Origin of the sequence: Micromonospora sp. NPDC047465, from assembly GCF_040643125.1 — a bacterium.
Classification (GTDB): domain Bacteria; phylum Actinomycetota; class Actinomycetes; order Mycobacteriales; family Micromonosporaceae; genus Micromonospora.
Genome location: NZ_JBEYTP010000010.1, coordinates 1 through 17,608 on the forward strand (window position 1 = coordinate 1; position 17,608 = coordinate 17,608).

13 protein-coding genes are annotated in these 17,608 nt (G+C 73.6%); 6 read left to right on the forward strand and 7 right to left on the reverse strand.

Going from position 1 to position 17,608, the window contains the following annotated elements:
* Nucleotides 1-449 precede the first annotated feature (449 nt).
* The 3 genes from ABZ793_RS11845 to ABZ793_RS11855 all read left to right on the forward strand — a co-directional run bounded on the left by ABZ793_RS11845 (nucleotide 450) and on the right by ABZ793_RS11855 (nucleotide 3,644).
* Complete coding sequence (locus ABZ793_RS11845; protein ID WP_350708517.1) at nucleotides 450-1,499, forward strand: mechanosensitive ion channel family protein; 1,050 nt, start codon at nucleotides 450-452, stop codon at nucleotides 1,497-1,499.
* A gap of 230 nt (nucleotides 1,500-1,729) precedes the next feature.
* Entirely contained in the window at nucleotides 1,730-3,163 is a 1,434-nt protein-coding gene (locus ABZ793_RS11850) for an MFS transporter (RefSeq protein ID WP_357456215.1), read from the forward strand.
* A 91-nt stretch (nucleotides 3,164-3,254) separates the two neighbouring features.
* Nucleotides 3,255-3,644, forward strand: a complete 390-nt coding sequence (locus ABZ793_RS11855; RefSeq protein WP_357456218.1) for a globin — start codon at nucleotides 3,255-3,257, stop codon at nucleotides 3,642-3,644.
* Between the two features lie 145 nt (nucleotides 3,645-3,789).
* Here the strand turns inward: ABZ793_RS11855 and ABZ793_RS11860 are convergent, their stop codons facing one another.
* The 4 genes from ABZ793_RS11860 to ettA all read right to left on the reverse strand — a co-directional run bounded on the left by ABZ793_RS11860 (nucleotide 3,790) and on the right by ettA (nucleotide 7,381).
* A complete protein-coding gene (locus ABZ793_RS11860; RefSeq protein WP_350708519.1) occupies nucleotides 3,790-4,377 on the reverse strand; it encodes a YbjN domain-containing protein in 588 nt (195 codons plus the stop codon).
* 149 nt (nucleotides 4,378-4,526) lie between these two features.
* A complete protein-coding gene (locus ABZ793_RS11865; RefSeq protein ID WP_357455700.1) occupies nucleotides 4,527-5,240 on the reverse strand; it encodes a hypothetical protein in 714 nt (237 codons plus the stop codon).
* On the reverse strand, nucleotides 5,237-5,683 hold the full coding sequence (locus tag ABZ793_RS11870) for a thioesterase family protein (protein ID WP_350708522.1): 447 nt from the start codon (nucleotides 5,681-5,683) through the stop codon (nucleotides 5,237-5,239). Before ABZ793_RS11870 ends, ABZ793_RS11865 begins: the two co-directional genes overlap by 4 nt.
* Nucleotides 5,684-5,704: 21 nt before the next feature.
* Nucleotides 5,705-7,381 (reverse strand): energy-dependent translational throttle protein EttA, encoded by a 1,677-nt coding sequence (gene ettA / locus ABZ793_RS11875; protein ID WP_350708524.1) that lies wholly within the window; start codon nucleotides 7,379-7,381, stop codon nucleotides 5,705-5,707.
* 325 nt (nucleotides 7,382-7,706) lie between these two features.
* On the opposite strand from ettA, the gene ABZ793_RS11880 reads away from it, so the two are divergent.
* Nucleotides 7,707-9,107: a trehalose-6-phosphate synthase gene (locus ABZ793_RS11880; protein ID WP_357455705.1), complete on the forward strand. Its 1,401-nt coding sequence runs from the start codon at nucleotides 7,707-7,709 to the stop codon at nucleotides 9,105-9,107.
* Nucleotides 9,104-11,710: a trehalose-phosphatase gene (otsB, locus tag ABZ793_RS11885; RefSeq protein WP_357455708.1), complete on the forward strand. Its 2,607-nt coding sequence runs from the start codon at nucleotides 9,104-9,106 to the stop codon at nucleotides 11,708-11,710. Before ABZ793_RS11880 ends, otsB begins: the two co-directional genes overlap by 4 nt.
* 50 nt (nucleotides 11,711-11,760) lie before the next feature.
* Here the strand turns inward: otsB and cobA are convergent, their stop codons facing one another.
* The 3 genes from cobA to cobC all read right to left on the reverse strand — a co-directional run bounded on the left by cobA (nucleotide 11,761) and on the right by cobC (nucleotide 15,354).
* Nucleotides 11,761-13,008, reverse strand: coding sequence for a uroporphyrinogen-III C-methyltransferase (gene cobA / locus ABZ793_RS11890; protein ID WP_357455711.1), 1,248 nt, complete (start codon nucleotides 13,006-13,008; stop codon nucleotides 11,761-11,763).
* 64 nt (nucleotides 13,009-13,072) lie between these two features.
* The gene (gene cobT, locus ABZ793_RS11895; protein WP_357456221.1) at nucleotides 13,073-14,185 is read right to left on the reverse strand and encodes a nicotinate-nucleotide--dimethylbenzimidazole phosphoribosyltransferase; all 1,113 of its coding nucleotides are present in this window, start codon (nucleotides 14,183-14,185) and stop codon (nucleotides 13,073-13,075) included.
* Nucleotides 14,185-15,354 carry an Rv2231c family pyridoxal phosphate-dependent protein CobC gene (gene cobC / locus ABZ793_RS11900; RefSeq protein WP_357455714.1) on the reverse strand — a complete coding sequence of 390 codons (1,170 nt, stop codon included), beginning with the start codon at nucleotides 15,352-15,354 and terminating at the stop codon, nucleotides 14,185-14,187. The genes cobT and cobC overlap by 1 nt, the downstream gene beginning before the upstream one ends.
* A gap of 121 nt (nucleotides 15,355-15,475) precedes the next feature.
* Between cobC and ABZ793_RS11905 the strand changes: the two genes are divergently transcribed.
* Nucleotides 15,476-17,608 (forward strand): transglycosylase domain-containing protein, encoded by a 2,133-nt coding sequence (locus ABZ793_RS11905; protein ID WP_357455717.1) that lies wholly within the window; start codon nucleotides 15,476-15,478, stop codon nucleotides 17,606-17,608.

Genomic DNA, 17,608 nt, shown 5'->3' on the forward strand with positions numbered 1-17,608 from the left:
GCCCTGCCTGTGCTGCCTGGGGTGGTCACGCACCGTCGAGCCGGCCGGCACCTCCCCGGCACCGGCCGGTCCCGACGTGACCCCCGCCGCCCACCGGGCGGTGTGAGGGTCCAGATGGCCCGCTGTGGCCCGCCCCATCAACCGGTGGGGAGTCGCTCGCCAATTCGGCGAGGATCCACAACCCCACCGGAAACCCGGTGAACGTTAGTGGACACAGCACTAGGAACTGGTGAGGTATTGCGCCATGGTCGAGGGTGGGCCGTCCGTGCGGCATCGCCAACCGGGGATCGCACGTACCAATCCGGGGTCACTCCGGAAGGGTTTCCCCGTCCGTCACGATGACCGGTTCGCCCTCGTACGGACCGCCGCGACCCGCGCCGCGCGGGGCCCCGGTCACGGCCCGGAGGGTCGGCGGGAGTACGAGGCCCCCGGTGCGGTACGAAGACAGCGTGACCGCCAGCCTCCTGCCGCTCGCCCTGCCCGCCGTCGAGGCGCCGACGCCGGACCCGTCGCCGACCTGCCTGGACGACGCGCTCTGCCGCAGCGTCTTCGACATCACCAACTCGGTGTGGTTCGCCGAGGGCAGCTACTGGATCCTGCTCAAGCCGCTGCGGATAGTCATGATCCTGCTGCTGGCGGTCGCCGCCCGGTGGCTGGTGCACCGGACGATCAGCCGGCTGGTGCGCACCACCACCGACGCGGGCGTGCCCACCATGCTGCGGCCCCTGCGCGAGCGGATCCCCACCGCCGCCGCCGAGCCGGGCGAGTTCGTCCCGGAGCGGCGCCGCCAGCGGGCCGAGGCGATCGGATCGGTGCTGCGCAGCCTCAGCACGGCGTTCATCTTCGGCATCGCGGTGCTGATGGTGCTCAAGGAGTTCAGCTTCGACCTGGCCCCGCTGCTCGCCAGCGCCGGCATCGCGGGCGTGGCGCTCGGCTTCGGCGCGCAGAGCCTGGTCAAGGACCTGCTCGCCGGCCTGTTCATGCTGATCGAGGACCAGTACGGCGTCGGCGACACGGTGGACCTCGGCGAGGCGACCGGCGTGGTGGAGTCGGTCGGGTTGCGGGTCACCACCGTCCGCGACGGGCGGGGCGTGCTCTGGTACATCCGCAACGGCGAGATCGTCCGGGTGGGCAACAAGAGCCAGGGCTGGGCCCTGGTCGTGGTGGACCTGCCGATCGGCTTCGCCGGCACCGAGCAGGCCACGGCGGTGCTGCGGACCGCGGCCGCCTCGGTGGCGGTGGACCCGGAGCTGGCGCCGGAGATCGTCGAGGCGCCCGAGGTGCTGGGCGTCGAGCAGATGACGGTCGAGGGCGCGGTGATCCGTACGGTGGTCAAGACGACCGCCGACGGGCAGTTCGCGGTCGGCCGGGAGCTGCGGCGCCGGCTGGCCGAGGCGCTGGAGAACTCCGGCATCACCGCGAAGATCGCGGCCGCCCGGCTCTATCCCGGCGTGCCGATCGCCGCCCCCGGCGAGACCGGGCAGGGCGGCGCGACCTGAGCCGGCCGGGAGGCCATCGGCGGGGGTCGCGGTCCGGGCGGCCCCTCGGGTATCGTCCGTTCGTTCAGTCGGAGATGCGACGATCAATCCGTTCGCCCTAGCCAGTTGTCAGACGATCGGGCAGAATCCGGTGCACGCGCTCCCCCAGAGCGTGATCACGTCCTCGCTGATCCGTGAATCTGACGACGGTTCCCGGGCCCGTCCATCACGAGTGGACCGCCCCGGGAACGATGGAGGCGACGGTGCCCGACGAGCGACCATCCCCGGAAGGGCCGGCAACCTTCCGTGAGGTGTTCGTCGATCGCGAATACCGCGCCGTCTTCACGGCGAGCGCTCTCTCCTGGATCGGCGACTACATCGCCAAGGCCGCGGTCACCCTGCTGGTCTACGAGGCGACCCGGTCGGTCGCGCTCTCCGCGGCCGCGTTCGCGGTGAGCTACCTGCCCTGGCTGGTCGGCGGCCCCCTGCTCGCGACGCTCGCGGAGCGGCACCGCTACCGGCAGGTCATGGTGGTCTGCGACCTCGTCCGGATGGTGCTGATGGTCGGCATCGCCATTCCCGGCATTCCCGTCCCGCTGATCCTGGCGCTGCTCTTCGCCACCACCCTGGCCAACCCACCCAGCCAGGCCGCCAAGTCCGCGCTGATCCCCCTGATCCTCACCGGGGACCGGCTGGTGCTGGGGCTGTCGATCAACAGCAGCGTGGGCCAGGCCGCCCAGGTCGTCGGCTACCTCGCCGGCGCCGCCATCGCCGCCTTCAACCCCACGGTCGCGCTCCTGATCAACGCGGCGACGTTCGCCCTGTCGGCCGCGCTGGTCCGCTTCGGGGTGGCGGACCGCCCGCCGGCGATGACCGCCGCGCACCGCAGCCACCTGTTGCGGGAGACCGCGGAGGGCTTCCAGATCGTGTTCGGCACCCCGGTACTGCGGGCCATCGCCGTCCTGGTCTTCGCCGCCATGCTCTTCTCCGTGGTGCCGGAGGGCCTGGCCGCCGCCTGGGCCAGCGAGCACGCCGGTCAGCTGGACGCCGGCACCGCCCAGGCGATCATCATGGCGGCCAGCCCCGTCGGCTTCATCGTCGGCGGCCTCGTGGTCGGCCGGGCGTTCGGGTCGGACCGGCGGCTGACCATGATGCGGCCGTTGGCGGTGCTCTCCCCGCTGGCCCTGGTGCCCGCCCTGTTCGACCCGCCGGCGCTGGTGGTGGCGCTGCTCGCCGCGGCCTCCGGGTTCGCGGTCGCCGGCATGCTCCCCGTGGCCAACGGCCTCTTCGTCCGGGCCCTGCCAGCCGGCTTCCGGGCGCGCGCCTTCGGGGTGATGGCCACCGGCCTCCAGGTGATCCAGGGCCTGGCCGTCCTGATCACCGGGCTGCTGTCCGAGCGCTACCCGATCCCGATCGTGGTCGGGGTGTGGAGCGCGGTCGGCGTCCTGCTGATGGCGCTCGTCGCCCTGCGCTGGCCGAGCCGGCCGGCCGTCGAAGCGGCCGTCGCGGGGGCCGAGGCGGCGGGCAGGGCGACAGCGGGCACGGCGGTCCCGCTGGCCGCCGGTGCCGGTACGGAGACGGGGTCGTCGGGGGACGGCCGGCGCGGCCCGTCGGAGCAGCTCGACGGCGATCCGGTGGGCGGCCGGCCGGGCGAGCCGGGCTACCAGCGGCACGCGGTGAGCTGACGCACAGCCGCCACCCCCCGACGCCGCGGATGGCACCTGGCAGGATGGAACGGTGAATCCCGCAGGTGAGTCCGACCGTCCCGGCGCGTCGATGACCCTCTTCGAGGCGGTGGGCGGCGAGCCCACCTTCCGCAAGCTGGTGGACGAGTTCTACGCCGGGGTCGCCACCGACCCGCTGCTGCGTCCCATGTATCCCGAGGAGGACCTCGGCCCCGCCGCGGACCGACTGGCCCTGTTCCTCATGCAGTACTGGGGCGGCCCGCACTCGTACTCCGCCCAGCGCGGGCACCCCCGGCTGCGGATGCGCCACGCGCCGTTCCGGATCGGCGCCGCCGAGCGGGACGCGTGGCTGCTGCACATGCGCCGCGCCGTCGACCGGCTCGACCTGCCGCCGGAGATCGCCACCGCGCTCTGGGACTACCTGGAGCGGGCCGCGTACTTCATGGTCAACATGATGGAGGACCCGGCCGGGCCCGCCTGACCGCGCGCCGGGCACGGGGGTCGGCTCGGGGCGGGCCGCGTCGGCCCCGGACGGTCTCGGGTCGACGCACGGCCGTCTCGGCTCGGCGCACGGCCGCCTCCGCTCGCAGCGCGGCCGTCTCGGCTCGGAGCAGGACGACCTCGACTCAGAGCAGGGCGCCCTCGTCGTGCAGCCAGTCGACGAAGCTGGTGGCGACCGCCGCGCCACAGTCGAGCATCTCGACCAGGAGCGCGTCGTGCGCCCCGGCGCCGAACGGCACCTGCAGCTCCGCGTAGATCGGCAGCTGCCCGCGCTCTGTCGGGTCGCCGATGTAGGCCTTGCAGAAGCGGCGGGTGTGGTTCCACTCGTTGACCACCCGGTAGGCCCGGTCGGCCCAGTCGGGCGGCACCGTCGCGTGTGGACGGGCCCGCATCACCAGGATCTCGTCCTCGGGGCCCTCCAGGGTGACCAGCACCGCGTGCCGCTCCCACATGGCCAGCAGGTTCCCGTCGCCGTCGGCCAGGTAGCGCACGTCGAGCAGGTCGAGCGCGTCGCAGACACGGCGCAGGGTGACCGGCTCGACGGTGGCCGGCATGTCCGCCATCACGGGTCGCTCGGCCGCCGGGCAGTCGTCTCCCGGCTGACGGGGGGCCGGTGGTCCGACCCGGACGGTGCCCTCCACTGTGATCCCGCTCCGACTGTCCGGATCGCCGCCACCGTTGGCGGGACCGGGGCGCCATGACCACCACGGCATCGTTCGCGCACCTCACTCCCCAGCGGATCCAGCCGCCTACGGTGCGTTGGATCCGAGGATGGACGGTACCCGGACAGCCGGGTTGAAGCACCCCCCCAACGACAGCCCCAGGACAGAAGAATGACCATGGGTCATCCGAACGGATGACCTCAGAGGGGCCGCACGGCAAGATCCGTAGCCTTCTGCGACCAGATCGCTCCGTAAGGTCCCACGAGTCCGACCCAACGGCCGACCGTACGCACCTGGACGTCGCCCGCGCCGGTCGCGTCGGCAGCCTCCCCGGCGGCGCCGAGGAAGCCCATCCGGACCAACCCCTGGACCATCCGCTGGGTCACCTCGACCGGCTCGCCGGGCGGGTCGTCGGGGGTGACCACCACCGGCACGTGGTCGAGCAGCGCGTCGCGCAGCGCCCGCTGGCCGACCGCCCGGCCGGCCACGCCGTGCGCGGCGGCGTCGCGCAGGGTGCCGGCCGCCGCCGCGGCGATCCGCCGCAACTCCTCCGCCGGCAGCGTCTCCACCCGCCGGCTGGCCGGGGGCGGCAGCGGCCAGCGCCACCGCTCGTCCCGGCGCCGGGGCAGCGCCCCGCCGCCGGCTGCCAGCTCGGCGAGCAGCTCGCCGGCCCCGACGGTGACGTCGCCGGGGCCGTCGCCGGCCACGGTGCGGACGACCAGCACCCCCCACGGCAGGCGCCCCCAGAGGGCCGTACGCCCCGCCACGCCGGTCGGCCGCAGCCGCACCGGCGCGTCCCGGTCCAGCCGCACCAGGCGGGCGAGGAAGGCCCCCGCGTCGGCCGCGTCCACGATCCCGTGCCCGCCGCCGGCCGCGCCCGCCGGAGTGGGGGCCGGCCCCCCGGCCCCCGTCACGCCGGCCCGAGCCGCGGCGCGTACGAGAGCAGGAACTCGCGCTCCTCCGGGCTGACCCGCCGGGGCGTCTGCCGGGTCAGGTCGAACGGCACCAGCACGGAGCGGGCCCGGCTGGCCAGCACGTCGCCGTCGTACAGCTCGTAGGCGACCGTGAAGGACGCGGCCCGGATCTCCTCCACCCACAGCTCGATGCGCACCGTCGGAGCCGCCTCGGCGGTGGCCCGGCCGAGGGCGTAGTCGACCGGGCGCAGGTAGTCGACCTCGTGCCGACGGATCACGACCCCGTCGGCGAGCGAGCCCACGCCCCACGCCCGGCCACCGGCGAACATCAACGCCACCCGCGCCTCCTCGTAGAGGGTGAGGAAGCGCGAGTTGTTGACGTGGCCGTACGCGTCCAGGTCCGACCACCGCAGGGTGCAGTGGTAAACGAATCGGTCACTCATGTTCGGCAGCGGTCCGCCGCGTCAGTCACGGGTCAGCTTGCGGTAGGTCACCCGGTGCGGGCGGGCCGCCTCGGCGCCGAGCCGGTCGACCTTGTTCTTCTCGTACGCCTCGAAGTTGCCCTCGAACCAGAACCACTTGGCCGGGTTCTCGTCGTCGCCCTCCCAGGCCAGGATGTGCGTGGCGACCCGGTCGAGGAACATCCGGTCGTGGGAGATGACCACGGCGCAGCCGGGGAACTCCAGCAGCGCGTTCTCCAGGCTGCCGAGCGTCTCGACGTCGAGATCGTTGGTCGGCTCGTCGAGCAGGATCACGTTGCCGCCGATCTTCAGCGTCAGCGCCAGGTTGAGCCGGTTGCGCTCGCCGCCGGAGAGCACCTTGGTCGGCTTCTGCTGGTCCGGCCCCTTGAAGCCGAACGCCGCGATGTACGCCCGGGACGGCATCTCGACCTTGCCGACCAGCAGGTGGTCCAGCCCGTCGGAGACCGTCTCCCAGACCGTCTTGTCCCCCGCCAGGCCGGCCCGGCTCTGGTCGACGTACGACAGCGAGACGGTGTCGCCGACCTTCACCGAGCCGGAGGTCGGCTCCTCCAGCCCGACGATGGTCTTGAACAGGGTGGTCTTGCCGACGCCGTTCGGGCCGATCACGCCGACGATGCCGTTGCGCGGCAGCGAGAACGACAGGTCGTCGATCAGCACCCGGTCGCCGAACGCCTTGACCAGGCCGTTGACCTCGATCACCGTGCTGCCCAGGCGCGGGCCCGGCGGAATCTGGATCTCCTCGAAGTCCAGCTTGCGGGTCTGCTCCGCCGCGGTGGCCATCTCCTCGTACCGCTCGAGCCGGGCCTTGGACTTGGTCTGCCGGGCCTTGGCGTTGGAGCGGACCCACTCCAGCTCCTCGTCGAGGCGCTTCTTCATCTTGGCGTCGCGGCGCCCCTCGACGGCCATCCGGGCGGCCTTCTTCTCCAGGTAGGTGGAGTAGTTGCCCTGGTAGCCGATGGCCCGACCGCGGTCCAGCTCCAGGATCCAGCCGGCCACGTTGTCGAGGAAGTACCGGTCGTGGGTGATCGCGATGACCGTGCCGGCGTACTTGGCCAGGTGCTGCTCCAGCCACTGCACGCTCTCCGCGTCCAGGTGGTTGGTGGGCTCGTCGAGCAGCAGCAGGTCGGGCGCCTCCAGCAGCAGCTTGCAGAGCGCGACCCGCCGGCGCTCGCCACCGGAGAGCTTGGTGACGTCGACGTCCGGCGGCGGGCAGCGCAGCGCGTCCATGGCCAGCTCGAGCTTGGAGTCGATGTCCCACGCGTCGGCGTTGTCCAGCTCCTCCTGGAGCCGGCCCATCTCCTCCATCAGCTCGTCGGAGTAGTCGGTCGCCATCTGCTCGGCGATGGCGTTGAACCGCTCCAGCTTGGCCTTGGTCTCCGCGACCGCCTCCTCGACGTTGCCGAGGACGGTCTTGGCGTCGTTGAGCGGCGGCTCCTGGGCCAGCATGCCCACGGTGTAGCCGGGCATGAGCCGGGCCTCGCCGTTGCTCGGCCGGTCCCACCCCGCCATGATCTTGAGGAGGCTGGACTTACCGGCGCCGTTCGGACCGACCACACCGATCTTGGCCCCCGGGAGGAAGCTCAGCGTCACGTTGTCGAGCACGACCTTGTCGCCGTGCGCCTTGCGCGCCTTTTCCAGGACGTAGATGTACTGGGCCACGGTGCGGGCTACCTCCGTAGGTTGCGACTGGGGGCCGGCGGGCGCGGGCTGCGACTTCCGTCCGCCGCCGCCGGCCGCTGGCCGGCTGCACGCACGCCGTCGTCAATCCTGACAGGTACGCGCCCCCGCGCCCACATCACCCCGCCTTCGCCGGCCGGGCGCGCCGCGTCGCCGCCGCAGGCGACCGGCACTGTCGACAAGATCACGTACGGGGTTGCGCCGACGTGGACCGGGTAGGTGACTCCGGCACGGGGCCCCAGACGCCGCAGCTAGGCTCAGTACGCTCATTCGCGGTTGACCCGTCAGCACCCGGAGGTGGCCGAACGTGACCGTCCGCAGCTCCTTTGTCGTAGTGGCGAACCGGCTACCGGTCGACGAGGTGAGCACACCCGAGGGACGGCAGTGGCGCCGCAGCCCCGGGGGGTTGGTGACCGCGCTGCACCCCGTCCTCGCCGAGCACCAGGGCACCTGGGTCGGCTGGGCCGGCGGCACCGGCGCCGCCCCCGAGCCCTTCGACCTGGAGGGCATCCGGCTGCACCCGGTGCCGCTGAGCGCGGAGGAGCTGGAGCGCTACTACGAGGGCCAGTCCAACGCGACGATCTGGCCGCTCTACCACGACGCGGTGGAGACGCCGGCCTACAAGCGCCGCTGGCGCGAGGCGTACCGCCTGGTCAACGCCCGCTTCGCAGAGGCCGCGGCGGAGGTCGCGGCCGAGGGGGCGACGGTCTGGGTCCAGGACTACCAGCTCCAGCTCGTCCCGGCGATGCTCCGCGAGCTGCGGCCCGACCTGCGGATCGGCTTCTTCCTGCACATCCCGTTCCCGCCGATCGAGCTGTTCATGCAGATGCCGTTCCGCACCGAGATCCTGCGCGGCCTGCTCGGCGCGGACCTGGTCGGGTTCCAGCAGCGGCTCGCCGCGCAGAACTTCGTCCGGCTGGCCCGGCACCTGCTCGGGCTGCGCTACGAGGGCCAGATGATCCAGGTCGACGGCCGCCAGGTGAAGGCCGGCGCGTTCCCCATCTCGATCGACACCAAGGAGATGGAGCGGCTGGCCGCCGACCCGGCGATCCAGGCCCGCGCGAAGGAGATCCGCGAGGAGCTGGGCAACCCGAAGACGATCATCCTGGGCGTCGACCGGCTCGACTACACCAAGGGCATCGAGTTGCGGCTCAAGGCATTCCGCGAGTTGCTCGCTGACGGAAAGTTGACAGTCCCGGACGCGGTTATGGTGCAGGTGGCCACGCCCAGCCGCGAGCGGGTCGAGCACTACCAGGCGCTTCGCGTCAAGGTGGAGCGGGAAGTTGGTCGGATTAATGGCGAATTCGGCAGGGTCGGCGTGCCGGCGGTGCATTATCTGCATCAGTCGTACAGTCGCACTGAGCTGGCCGCGATGTACGCCGCTGCCGACGTGATGATGGTGACCCCGCTCCGGGACGGAATGAATCTGGTGGCCAAGGAGTACGTCGCATCACGCGCCGACCAGGGCGGTGCGCTCGTGCTCAGTGAGTTCGCCGGCGCGGCCACCGAGCTGCGTCAGGCGTTCCTGTGCAACCCGCACGACCCCGACGCGGTCAAGGACGCCCTGCTGCGGGCCGTGCATGTCGAGAAGCCGGAGGCCCGCCGCAGAATGCGGACTATGCAACGCCATCTACGCACCCACGACGTGGGGCACTGGGCCAAGTCCTTCCTCACCGAGCTCGGTGTGCCCGAGGCGGAGGAAGCGTGAACGCCGCCAGCGACATCGTCACGCCCGCGGCGGGCACGATGGACCCGGAGCTGCGCGCCGCCATCGGCCGGATCGCCCGGGTGCCGCAGCTCCTGATCGCCTGCGACTACGACGGCACCCTGGCGCCGATCGTGGAGGACCCGAGCAAGGCCGTCCCGCTGCCGGAGTCGGTGGCCGCCGTCCGGGCGCTGGCCGCCCTGCCCCAGACCACCGTGGCGGTGGTCTCCGGGCGGGCCCTGCGCGACCTGGCCGCGCTCTCCCGGCTGCCCAGCGAGGTGCACCTGGTCGGCAGCCACGGCTCCGAGTTCGACATCGGCTTCGTCGAGCGGCTCTCCCCCGAGCTGATCGCCGTGCGCACCCGGCTGCGGGACGCGCTGCGCGAGATCGCCACGGCGCACCCGGGCATCCGGCTGGAGCGCAAGCCGGCGAGCGTCGCGGTGCACACCCGCGGGGTCGACCCGCAGGTCGCCGCCGCCGCCATCGAGGCGGTCCGCACCGGCCCCGCCACCTGGGAGGACGTCACCGTCACCCAGGGCAAGGAGGTCATCGAGCTGTCGGTGGTCGCCACCCACAAGGGCACGGCCGTCGACCAGCTGCGCACCCAGCTCTCCGCCAGCGCGGTGCTCTTCATCGGCGACGACGTCACCGACGAGAACGCCTTCGGCAACCTGCACGGGCCGGACGTCGGCATCAAGATCGGCCCCGGCGACACCCAGGCCGGCTACCGGGTGGCCGACCCGATCGAGGCCGCCCGGGCCCTCGGCCTGCTGCTCGAGACCCGCCGGCACTGGCTCTTCGGCGAGCGGGCGGTGCCGATCGAGCGGCACTCGATGCTGGCCAACGGCCGCACGGTGGCGCTGCTCACCCCCGAGGCCAAGATCACCTGGCTCTGCCACCCCAAGCCGGACTCGGCGGCGATCTTCGCCGACCTCGTCGGCGGCAGCCCGGCCGGGCACTTCAGCGTCGCCCCGGAGCGCGGGGGCATCCCGCTCGGCCAGCGCTACCGCTCGGGCACGATGACCGTCGAGACCCGGTGGTCGGGCCTGACCGTCACCGACTGGCTGGACAAGCCGGCCACCGAGACCACGCCCGACGGCCCGGCTGTCATCACCGGCGACTCGACCCTCGTCCGGGTGCTCACCGGCTCCGGCCGGGTCCGGCTGGAGTTCGCGCCCCGGCCCGAGTTCGGCCAGGTCGCGGTGCAGTTGCAGCCGCTCGGCGACGGCCTGCTGGTGCTCGGCTCCAACGAGCCGGTCGCGCTCTACTCACCCGGGGTCGAGTGGCAGGTCAGCAGCGACGGCGGCAACTACGAGACGGCCAAGGCGGTCGTCGACCTCTCCGCCGCCGGCGGGCAGGTCGTGCTGGAGCTGCGCTTCGCCACGCACAGCCTGGAACACCACCGGCTGCCGGTCCACGAGCGGCAGGCCCTCGCCGAGCAGCCGTGGAAGGACTGGGTCGCCTCGCTCCGGCTGCCCGGCACCGCGCGGGACATGGTGGCCCGCAGCGCGCTGACCCTGCGGGGGCTCTGCCACGAGGCCACCGGCTCGATCCTCGCCGCCGCGACCACCTCGCTGCCCGAGGAACTGGGCGGCGTCCGCAACTGGGACTACCGCTACTGCTGGTTGCGGGACGCGGCGATGACCGCGCGGGCGCTGGTCGACCTGGGCTCGATCGAGGAGGCCGAGGCGCTGCTGCGCTGGGTCGACGGGTGCATCGAGCGCACCGGCGGGCACCCGGAGCGGCTGCACCCGCTCTACACGGTGGACGGCTACGAGCTGGGCGCCGAGGCGGTCATCGACACGCTGCCCGGCTACGCCGGCTCCCGGCCGGTCCGCGTCGGCAACCTCGCCAACCACCAGCTCCAGCTCGACGTCTTCGGCCCGATCGCGGACCTGATCGCCGCCGTCGCCGACGCCCGGGGCTCGGTCCGCGAGGACGAGTGGCGGGTGCTGGAGAACATGGTCGAGGCGGTCCGCCGCCGCTGGCACGAGCCCGACCACGGCATCTGGGAGGCCCGCCTCCCCCCGCGGCACCACATCTTCTCCAAGGTCATGTGCTGGATGACCGTCGACCGGGCGTTGCACGTCGTACGCCAGCACGGCGGCGAGGACCGGCCGGAGTGGGTGGAGCTGCGCGACCGGATCGGCGCCAACGTGCTGGAGTACGGCTGGCACGAGGCCGTCGAGGCGTACAGCGTGGCGTACGGGGACGAGGACATGGACGCCTCGTCGCTGTGGATCGGGCTGTCCGGCCTGCTCCCCGGCGACGACCCGCGCTTCCTCTCCACGGTGCTGCGGATCGAGGCGGACCTGCGCAGCGGGCCGGTCGTCTACCGCTACCACTGGGACGACGGCCTGCCGGGGCGCGAGGGCGGCTTCCACATCTGCACGGCGTGGCTGATCGAGGCGTACCTGCGCACCGGGCGGCGTACCGACGCCGAGGAGCTGTTCGCGCAGATGGTGGACACCGCCGGCCCGACCGGCCTGCTCCCCGAGCAGTACGACCCGCTGGCCGAGCGCGGTCTGGGCAACCACCCGCAGGCGTACAGCCACCTCGGGCTGATCCGCTGCGCCCTGCTGCTGGACAACATGCTCAAGCAGTGACCTGACCAGCTCAGACGGCGGCCGGAGACCCAGTCTCCGGCCGCCGTCGCTCATCCCTCAACACCAGCCCCGGCGAGGGCAGTGACCACGTCTCCCACCACGACGACGGCCGGCGGCCGCAGGTCGGCGGCGACCACGTCGGCGGCCACCGCGCCGAGCGTGGAGCGGAGCACCCGCTGCGAGCCGGTCGTCGCCTCCTGCACCACCGCGGCCGGCGTCTCGGCCGGGCGGCCGTGCGCGACCAGCGTCGCGGTGATCGCGGCGAGGTTCTTCAGCCCCATCAGGACGACCAGCGTGCCGCGCAGCCCGGCCAGCGCCTCCCAGCGGACCAGGGAGGCCGGCGAGTCGGGTGCGACGTGCCCGGAGACCACCGTGAACTCGTGGGCCACCGCCCGGTGGGTGACCGGGATGCCGGCCGCGGCCGGTGCCGCGACGGAGCTGGTCACGCCGGGTACCACTGTCACCGGCACGCCCGCCGCCGCGCAGGCCAGCAACTCCTCGCCGCCCCGGCCGAAGACGTACGGGTCGCCGCCCTTGAGCCGCACCACGAACTTCCCGGCCAGCGCCCGGTCCACCAGGATCCGGTTGATCTCCTCCTGGGCCCGGGACGGCCCGTACGGGATCTTCGAGGCGTCCACGAGTTCCACGTCGGCGCGCAGCTCGTCGAGGAGCAACCCCGGCACCAGCCGGTCGGCGACCACCACGTCCGCCTCGGTGAGCAGCCGCCAACCCTTCACGGTGATCAGCTCCGGGTCGCCGGGCCCGGCCCCGACGAGCGCCACCCGCCCGGCCCGGGCGCGCGGCCGGGTCCCTTCCCCCACCGCAGGCGTCGGAAGGGGGCCCGTCCCCGCATCCAGCAGGTCGCGGACCGCGTCGCGGACGGCCATCGCCCGGCGCGGGTCGCCGCCGCCGAGCACCGCCACGGTCACCGGCCCGTGTCGGGTCACCGCCGGGGTCCAGGCGGTGGCGGCGGCCCGGTCGTCGGCGCGTACGCAGAAGATGCGGCGCTCGGCGGCGGCGGCGCTGACCGACGCGGCGGCGAGCGGGTCGTCGACCGCGACCTGGACCAGCCACGCGCCGTCCAGGTCGTCGGGGGCGAACCGGCGCGGCGCCCAGTGCAGCCGTCCGGCGTCGACGTGCGACCGCAGCGCCGGGGTCAGCTCCGGCGCGACGAGGAAGACGTCCGCGCCGGCGTCGAGCAGGGCGGGCACGCGGCGGGTGGCCACCGTTCCCCCACCCACCACGACCACCCGCCGGCCGGCGAGCCGCAGGCCCAGGGGGTACGGGTTGCCGCTCACGCCGCCCCCTCACTCCGCGCCCCGACGCGGGGCGCCACGCCACTGGGCCGGATGGTTCGCCCGCTCACTTCTCGGCCACTCCCGCCGAGTCGAAGGTGGCGACCTCGTGCAGCACCCGGACCGCGCCGGTGACCACCGGCAGCGCGAGCAGCGCGCCGGTGCCCTCGCCGAGGCGCAGCCCCAGGTCGATCAGCGGCTCCAGCCCCAGCCGGCGCAGCGCGACGGTGGCGCCCGGCTCGGCGGAACGGTGCCCGGCCACCATGGCGGTCACGGCGTGCGGGGCGAGGGCCGCCGCGGCGAGGGCCGCGGAGACCGCGATGACCCCGTCCAGCAGGACCGGGGTCCGTCGGGCGGCGGCGCCCAGGATCAGTCCGGCCAGGGCGGCGTGCTCCAGGCCACCGACGGCGGCCAGCACGCCCAGCGGGTCGGCCGGGTCGGGGGCGTGCCGGCGCAGCGCGGCGCGCACCACGTCCACCTTGCGGGCGTATGTGGGGTCGTCGACCCCGGTGCCCCGGCCGGTCGTCTCCGCCGGGTCGATGCCGACGAACGCGGCGATCAGGGCGGCGGCCGGCGTCGTGTTGCCGATGCCCATGTCCCCGGTGAGCAGGATGCCCGCGCCCGCGTCGACCAGCTCGCCGGCCACCCGGATGCCGGTCTCCACCGCCGCCCGGGCCTCGTCCCGGGTGAGCGCGGCCGTGACCGCCAGGTCCCGGGTGCCGGGTCGGACGTTCGCCGCGACCAGCCGGGGCACGTCCCGGGCCGGCGCGCCTCCGGTGGCGCCCGCCCCGGCGGGGTCCGCCGCCGGCGCGTCGGGGACCGGCAGCGGGGTGGCCACGCCGACGTCGACCACGGTGACGGAGGCACCGGCCTGCCGGGCGAACGCGTTGACCACCGCCCCGCCGGCCAGGAAGTTCCCGATCATCTGCGCGGTGACCTCCTGCGGCCAGGGGGTCACCCCCTGGGCGTGCACGCCGTGGTCGCCGGCGAAGATCGCGACCGCGGCCGGCTCCGGCAGCGGCGGCGGGCAGTGCCCGGCCAGGCCGGCGAGGCGTACGGAGAGCTCCTCCAGGGCGCCGAGCGAGCCGGCGGGCTTGGTCAGCCGCCCCTGCAACTCCCGGGCGGCGGCCATCGCCGGCTCGTCCGGCGGCCGGATCGCCGCGATCGTGGTCTCCAGCATCATGCCTCCAGGATCTCCACCAGTACCTCGGTGAACGCGTCGGTGGTGGCCGGGTCGCGCACGGCGATCCGCAGCCAGTCCGGCCCGAGACCGGGGAACGTGTCGCCCCGGCGCACCGCCCAGCCGCGCTGCCGCAGGGCGGTGCGCACCTCGGCGGCCCCGGGCAGGTGCACGAGCACGAACGCGCTGGCGGGCCGGCCGGCGACGCGTACGCCGGGCAGGGCCGACAGGCGGGCGACCAGGTGCGCGCGGTCGGCGGCGAGCCGGGCGGCGATGGCGCGCTCGGCCTCGACCGCGACGGGCGTGGCACAGGCCGACGCGGCGGCCAGGGCCGGGGTGGAGACGGCCCACAGCGGCTGGGCGGCGGCCAGCCGCTCCAGCAGCGCGGCCTCGCCGAGCAGGTAGCCGATCCGCAGGCCGGCCAGTCCCCAGGTCTTGGTGAGGCTGCGGACCACCACCAGGCCGGGCAGGTCCCGGCGGGCGGCCAGGGACTCCGGTTCGCCGGCCACCCCCGCCGCGACCGTGGTGTCGGCGAACGCCTCGTCGACCACCAGCACCCGGCCGGGCCGGGCCAGCGCGGCCAGGTCGGCGGCGGGGTGCAGCACGGAGGTGGGGTTGGTCGGGTTGCCGATCATGACGAGGTCGGCGTCGGCGGGCACCCGGGCCGGGTCGAGCCGGAAGTCGTCGCCCGCGTCGAGCAGCACCCGCTCCACCTGGTGCCCGGCCGCGCGCAGCGCCGCCTCCGGCTCGGTGAACTGCGGGTGCACCACCACCGGCCGGCGTACGCCCCGCAGCGCCCGGGCCAGCAGCACGAAGCCCTCGGCCGCGCCCGCGGTCAGCAGCACCTCGGCCGGCGGGCGCCCGTGCCGGGCGGCGACGGCGGCCCGCGCCGGCCCCGGGTCGGGGTACGCGGCGAGGTCGCCGAGGGCGGCGGTGATCGGGTCGGCCAGCCAGTCCGGCATGGCGTCCCGCCGCACGTTGACGGCGAGGTCGACCAGCCCGTCGCCCACCTCGGCGTCCCCGTGGTGGGTGAGGTCGGGCTCGTTCCCCGCGGGGTCGGGTGCGGGCGTCGCGGGGTCGGGTGCGGGCGTCGCGGGGTCGGGTCCGGTTCCCGTGGGGTCGGGTCCGGGCTCGGCGGCGGGGAGGGTCTCGGTCGGCTGACCACGCATGTCCGCGATCCTGCCGGGAAGGCGGCGCACGGGACAGCGGATCGCGGCGTGGGGCGCGTCACCACACGGGCGTTTATGAATATTTCTCAGGTGCGAATCGGAATTGTCATAACTTGGCCCTGTGAGCAACCGACCCCTTGCTGCCGCTGGTCGTCTCCTTCCCCTTCTCCGCGCCGGGCTGATCGCCGGCATCGTGGTCGCCGCCGTGGCCTACCCGGTGGCCGCCGCCACCGGCCTCGGCGCGAAGGTCACGGCGCACGCCATGGAGCACAAGACCAAGATCCTCACCACCGCGCTGCCGGCCGAGACGTCGTACCTCTACGCGCCCGACGGCAAGACGGTGCTGACGATGTTCTACGAGGAGTACCGGCAGTACACGAAGCTGGCGGACATCTCGCCGAACATGCAGCAGGCGATCGTCGCCGCCGAGGACAACCGCTTCTACCAGCACCGGGGCGTCGACCCGAAGGGCGTCGCCCGCGCCTTCGTGGCCAACGCCCGCTCCAGCGGCGTCTCCCAGGGCGCCTCCACCCTCACCATGCAGTACGTCCGGATGGCGCTGCGCGACAGCGCGAAGACGCCGAAGGAGGTGCAGGAGGCCACCCAGCAGACCAGCCTGCGCAAGGTCCGGGAGATGCGGATGGCACTGGACCTGGAGAAGGAGCTGAGCAAGGAGCAGATCCTCGAGCGTTACCTCAACTCCGCCTACTTCGGGCACCGGGCGTACGGCATCTACGCGGCCAGCGAGATCTTCTTCTCCAAGCCCCCGAAGGACCTCACGCCGGTCGAGGCGGCCACCCTCGCCGGGCTGGTCAAGTCCCCGTCCGAGTACGACCCGGCCACCTCGGACCAGAAGGACGCCACCGGCCGGCGCAACTACGTGCTGGACCGGATGAGCCAGCTCGGCTACCTCTCGCCCGACGACGTGGCGCAGGCCAAGACCGAGCCGATCCGGCTGAAGCTGACCTACCCGCCGAACGACTGCGCGGCGGTGCCGGAGAAGTGGAACAGCTGGGGCTTCGCCTGCGACTACCTGAAGAACTGGTGGAGCGCGCAGCCCGCGTTCGGGGAGAACCGGCTGGAACGGATGGACAAGCTGCGCCGGGGCGGCTACCGCATCGTGCTCAGCATGGATCCGAAGATCCAGGCGGCCGCCGAGCAGAACGTCGGCAGCAAGGAGAACACCGGCAGCCCGTTCGCCAACGGCATCGTGGTCTCCGAGCCCGGGACCGGACGGGTGAAGGCGATGGCGGTGAACCGGACGTACTCGCTGAAGCTGGACGAGAACCCACCCAGCTCCAACCCGGAGGCCGGGCCGAACGTCAAGGCGAACTACCCCAACACGGTGGCGCCCCTGCTCGGCGGCGGTGACCTGCCGGGCTACCAGGCCGGTTCGACGTTCAAGATGTTCCCGATGCTGGCCGCGCTGAACGCGGGCATGCCGCTGTCCACCTCGTTCAACGCCCCGTACCGGTACCGCTCCGAGGTCTACGACGGCTGGGCGCCGTCCAACGCCAGCGGCGCGATGTCCGGTAACCAGACCATGTGGTCCGGCTTCGGCAAGTCGGTGAACACGTACTTCGTGTGGCTGGAGGAGCAGGTCGGCGCCGACAAGGCGGTCCGCCTCGCCGAGCAGCTCGGGCTGCGCTGGCGCACCGACGTCGACCGGGAGCACGCGTCCCCGGCCAAGGCGAAGACGTGGGGCGCGTTCACCCTGGGCGTCTCCGACGCCACCCCGCTGGAGATGGCGAACGCGTACGCCGCGATCGCCGCGGACGGCCGGTACTGCGAGGCGATCCCCGTGCAGGCGATCTACAACCGGGACGGCACGCCGACCACCTGGAAGACCGCCTCCGGGATCGAACGCGAGGTCGCCAAGCCGCGCTGCCGGCAGGTGGTGAACGCCGACGCGGCCCGGGCCGCCACCGACGCCGCCCGCTGCCCGACCGGCGACACCCCGGCCCGCGGGAGCTGCGGCGGCTGGTCGACGGCGGACAGCGTACGGGGCACGGTCGGTCGGCCGGTCGCGGGCAAGACGGGCACCACCGACAGCACCCGGTCGGCCTGGTTCGTCGGCTACACCCCGGAGCTGGCGGCGGCGAGCTTCATCTCCGACCCGGACAACCCGTTCAACGCGGTCGGCGACGGCCAGTCCCAGATCCCGATCGCCGCGGTCGCGGAGACCCTCCGTGACGCGCTCAAGGGGAAGCCCACCCGCCAGTTCACCCCGCCCTCGGACCGCATCGTCGGCTGA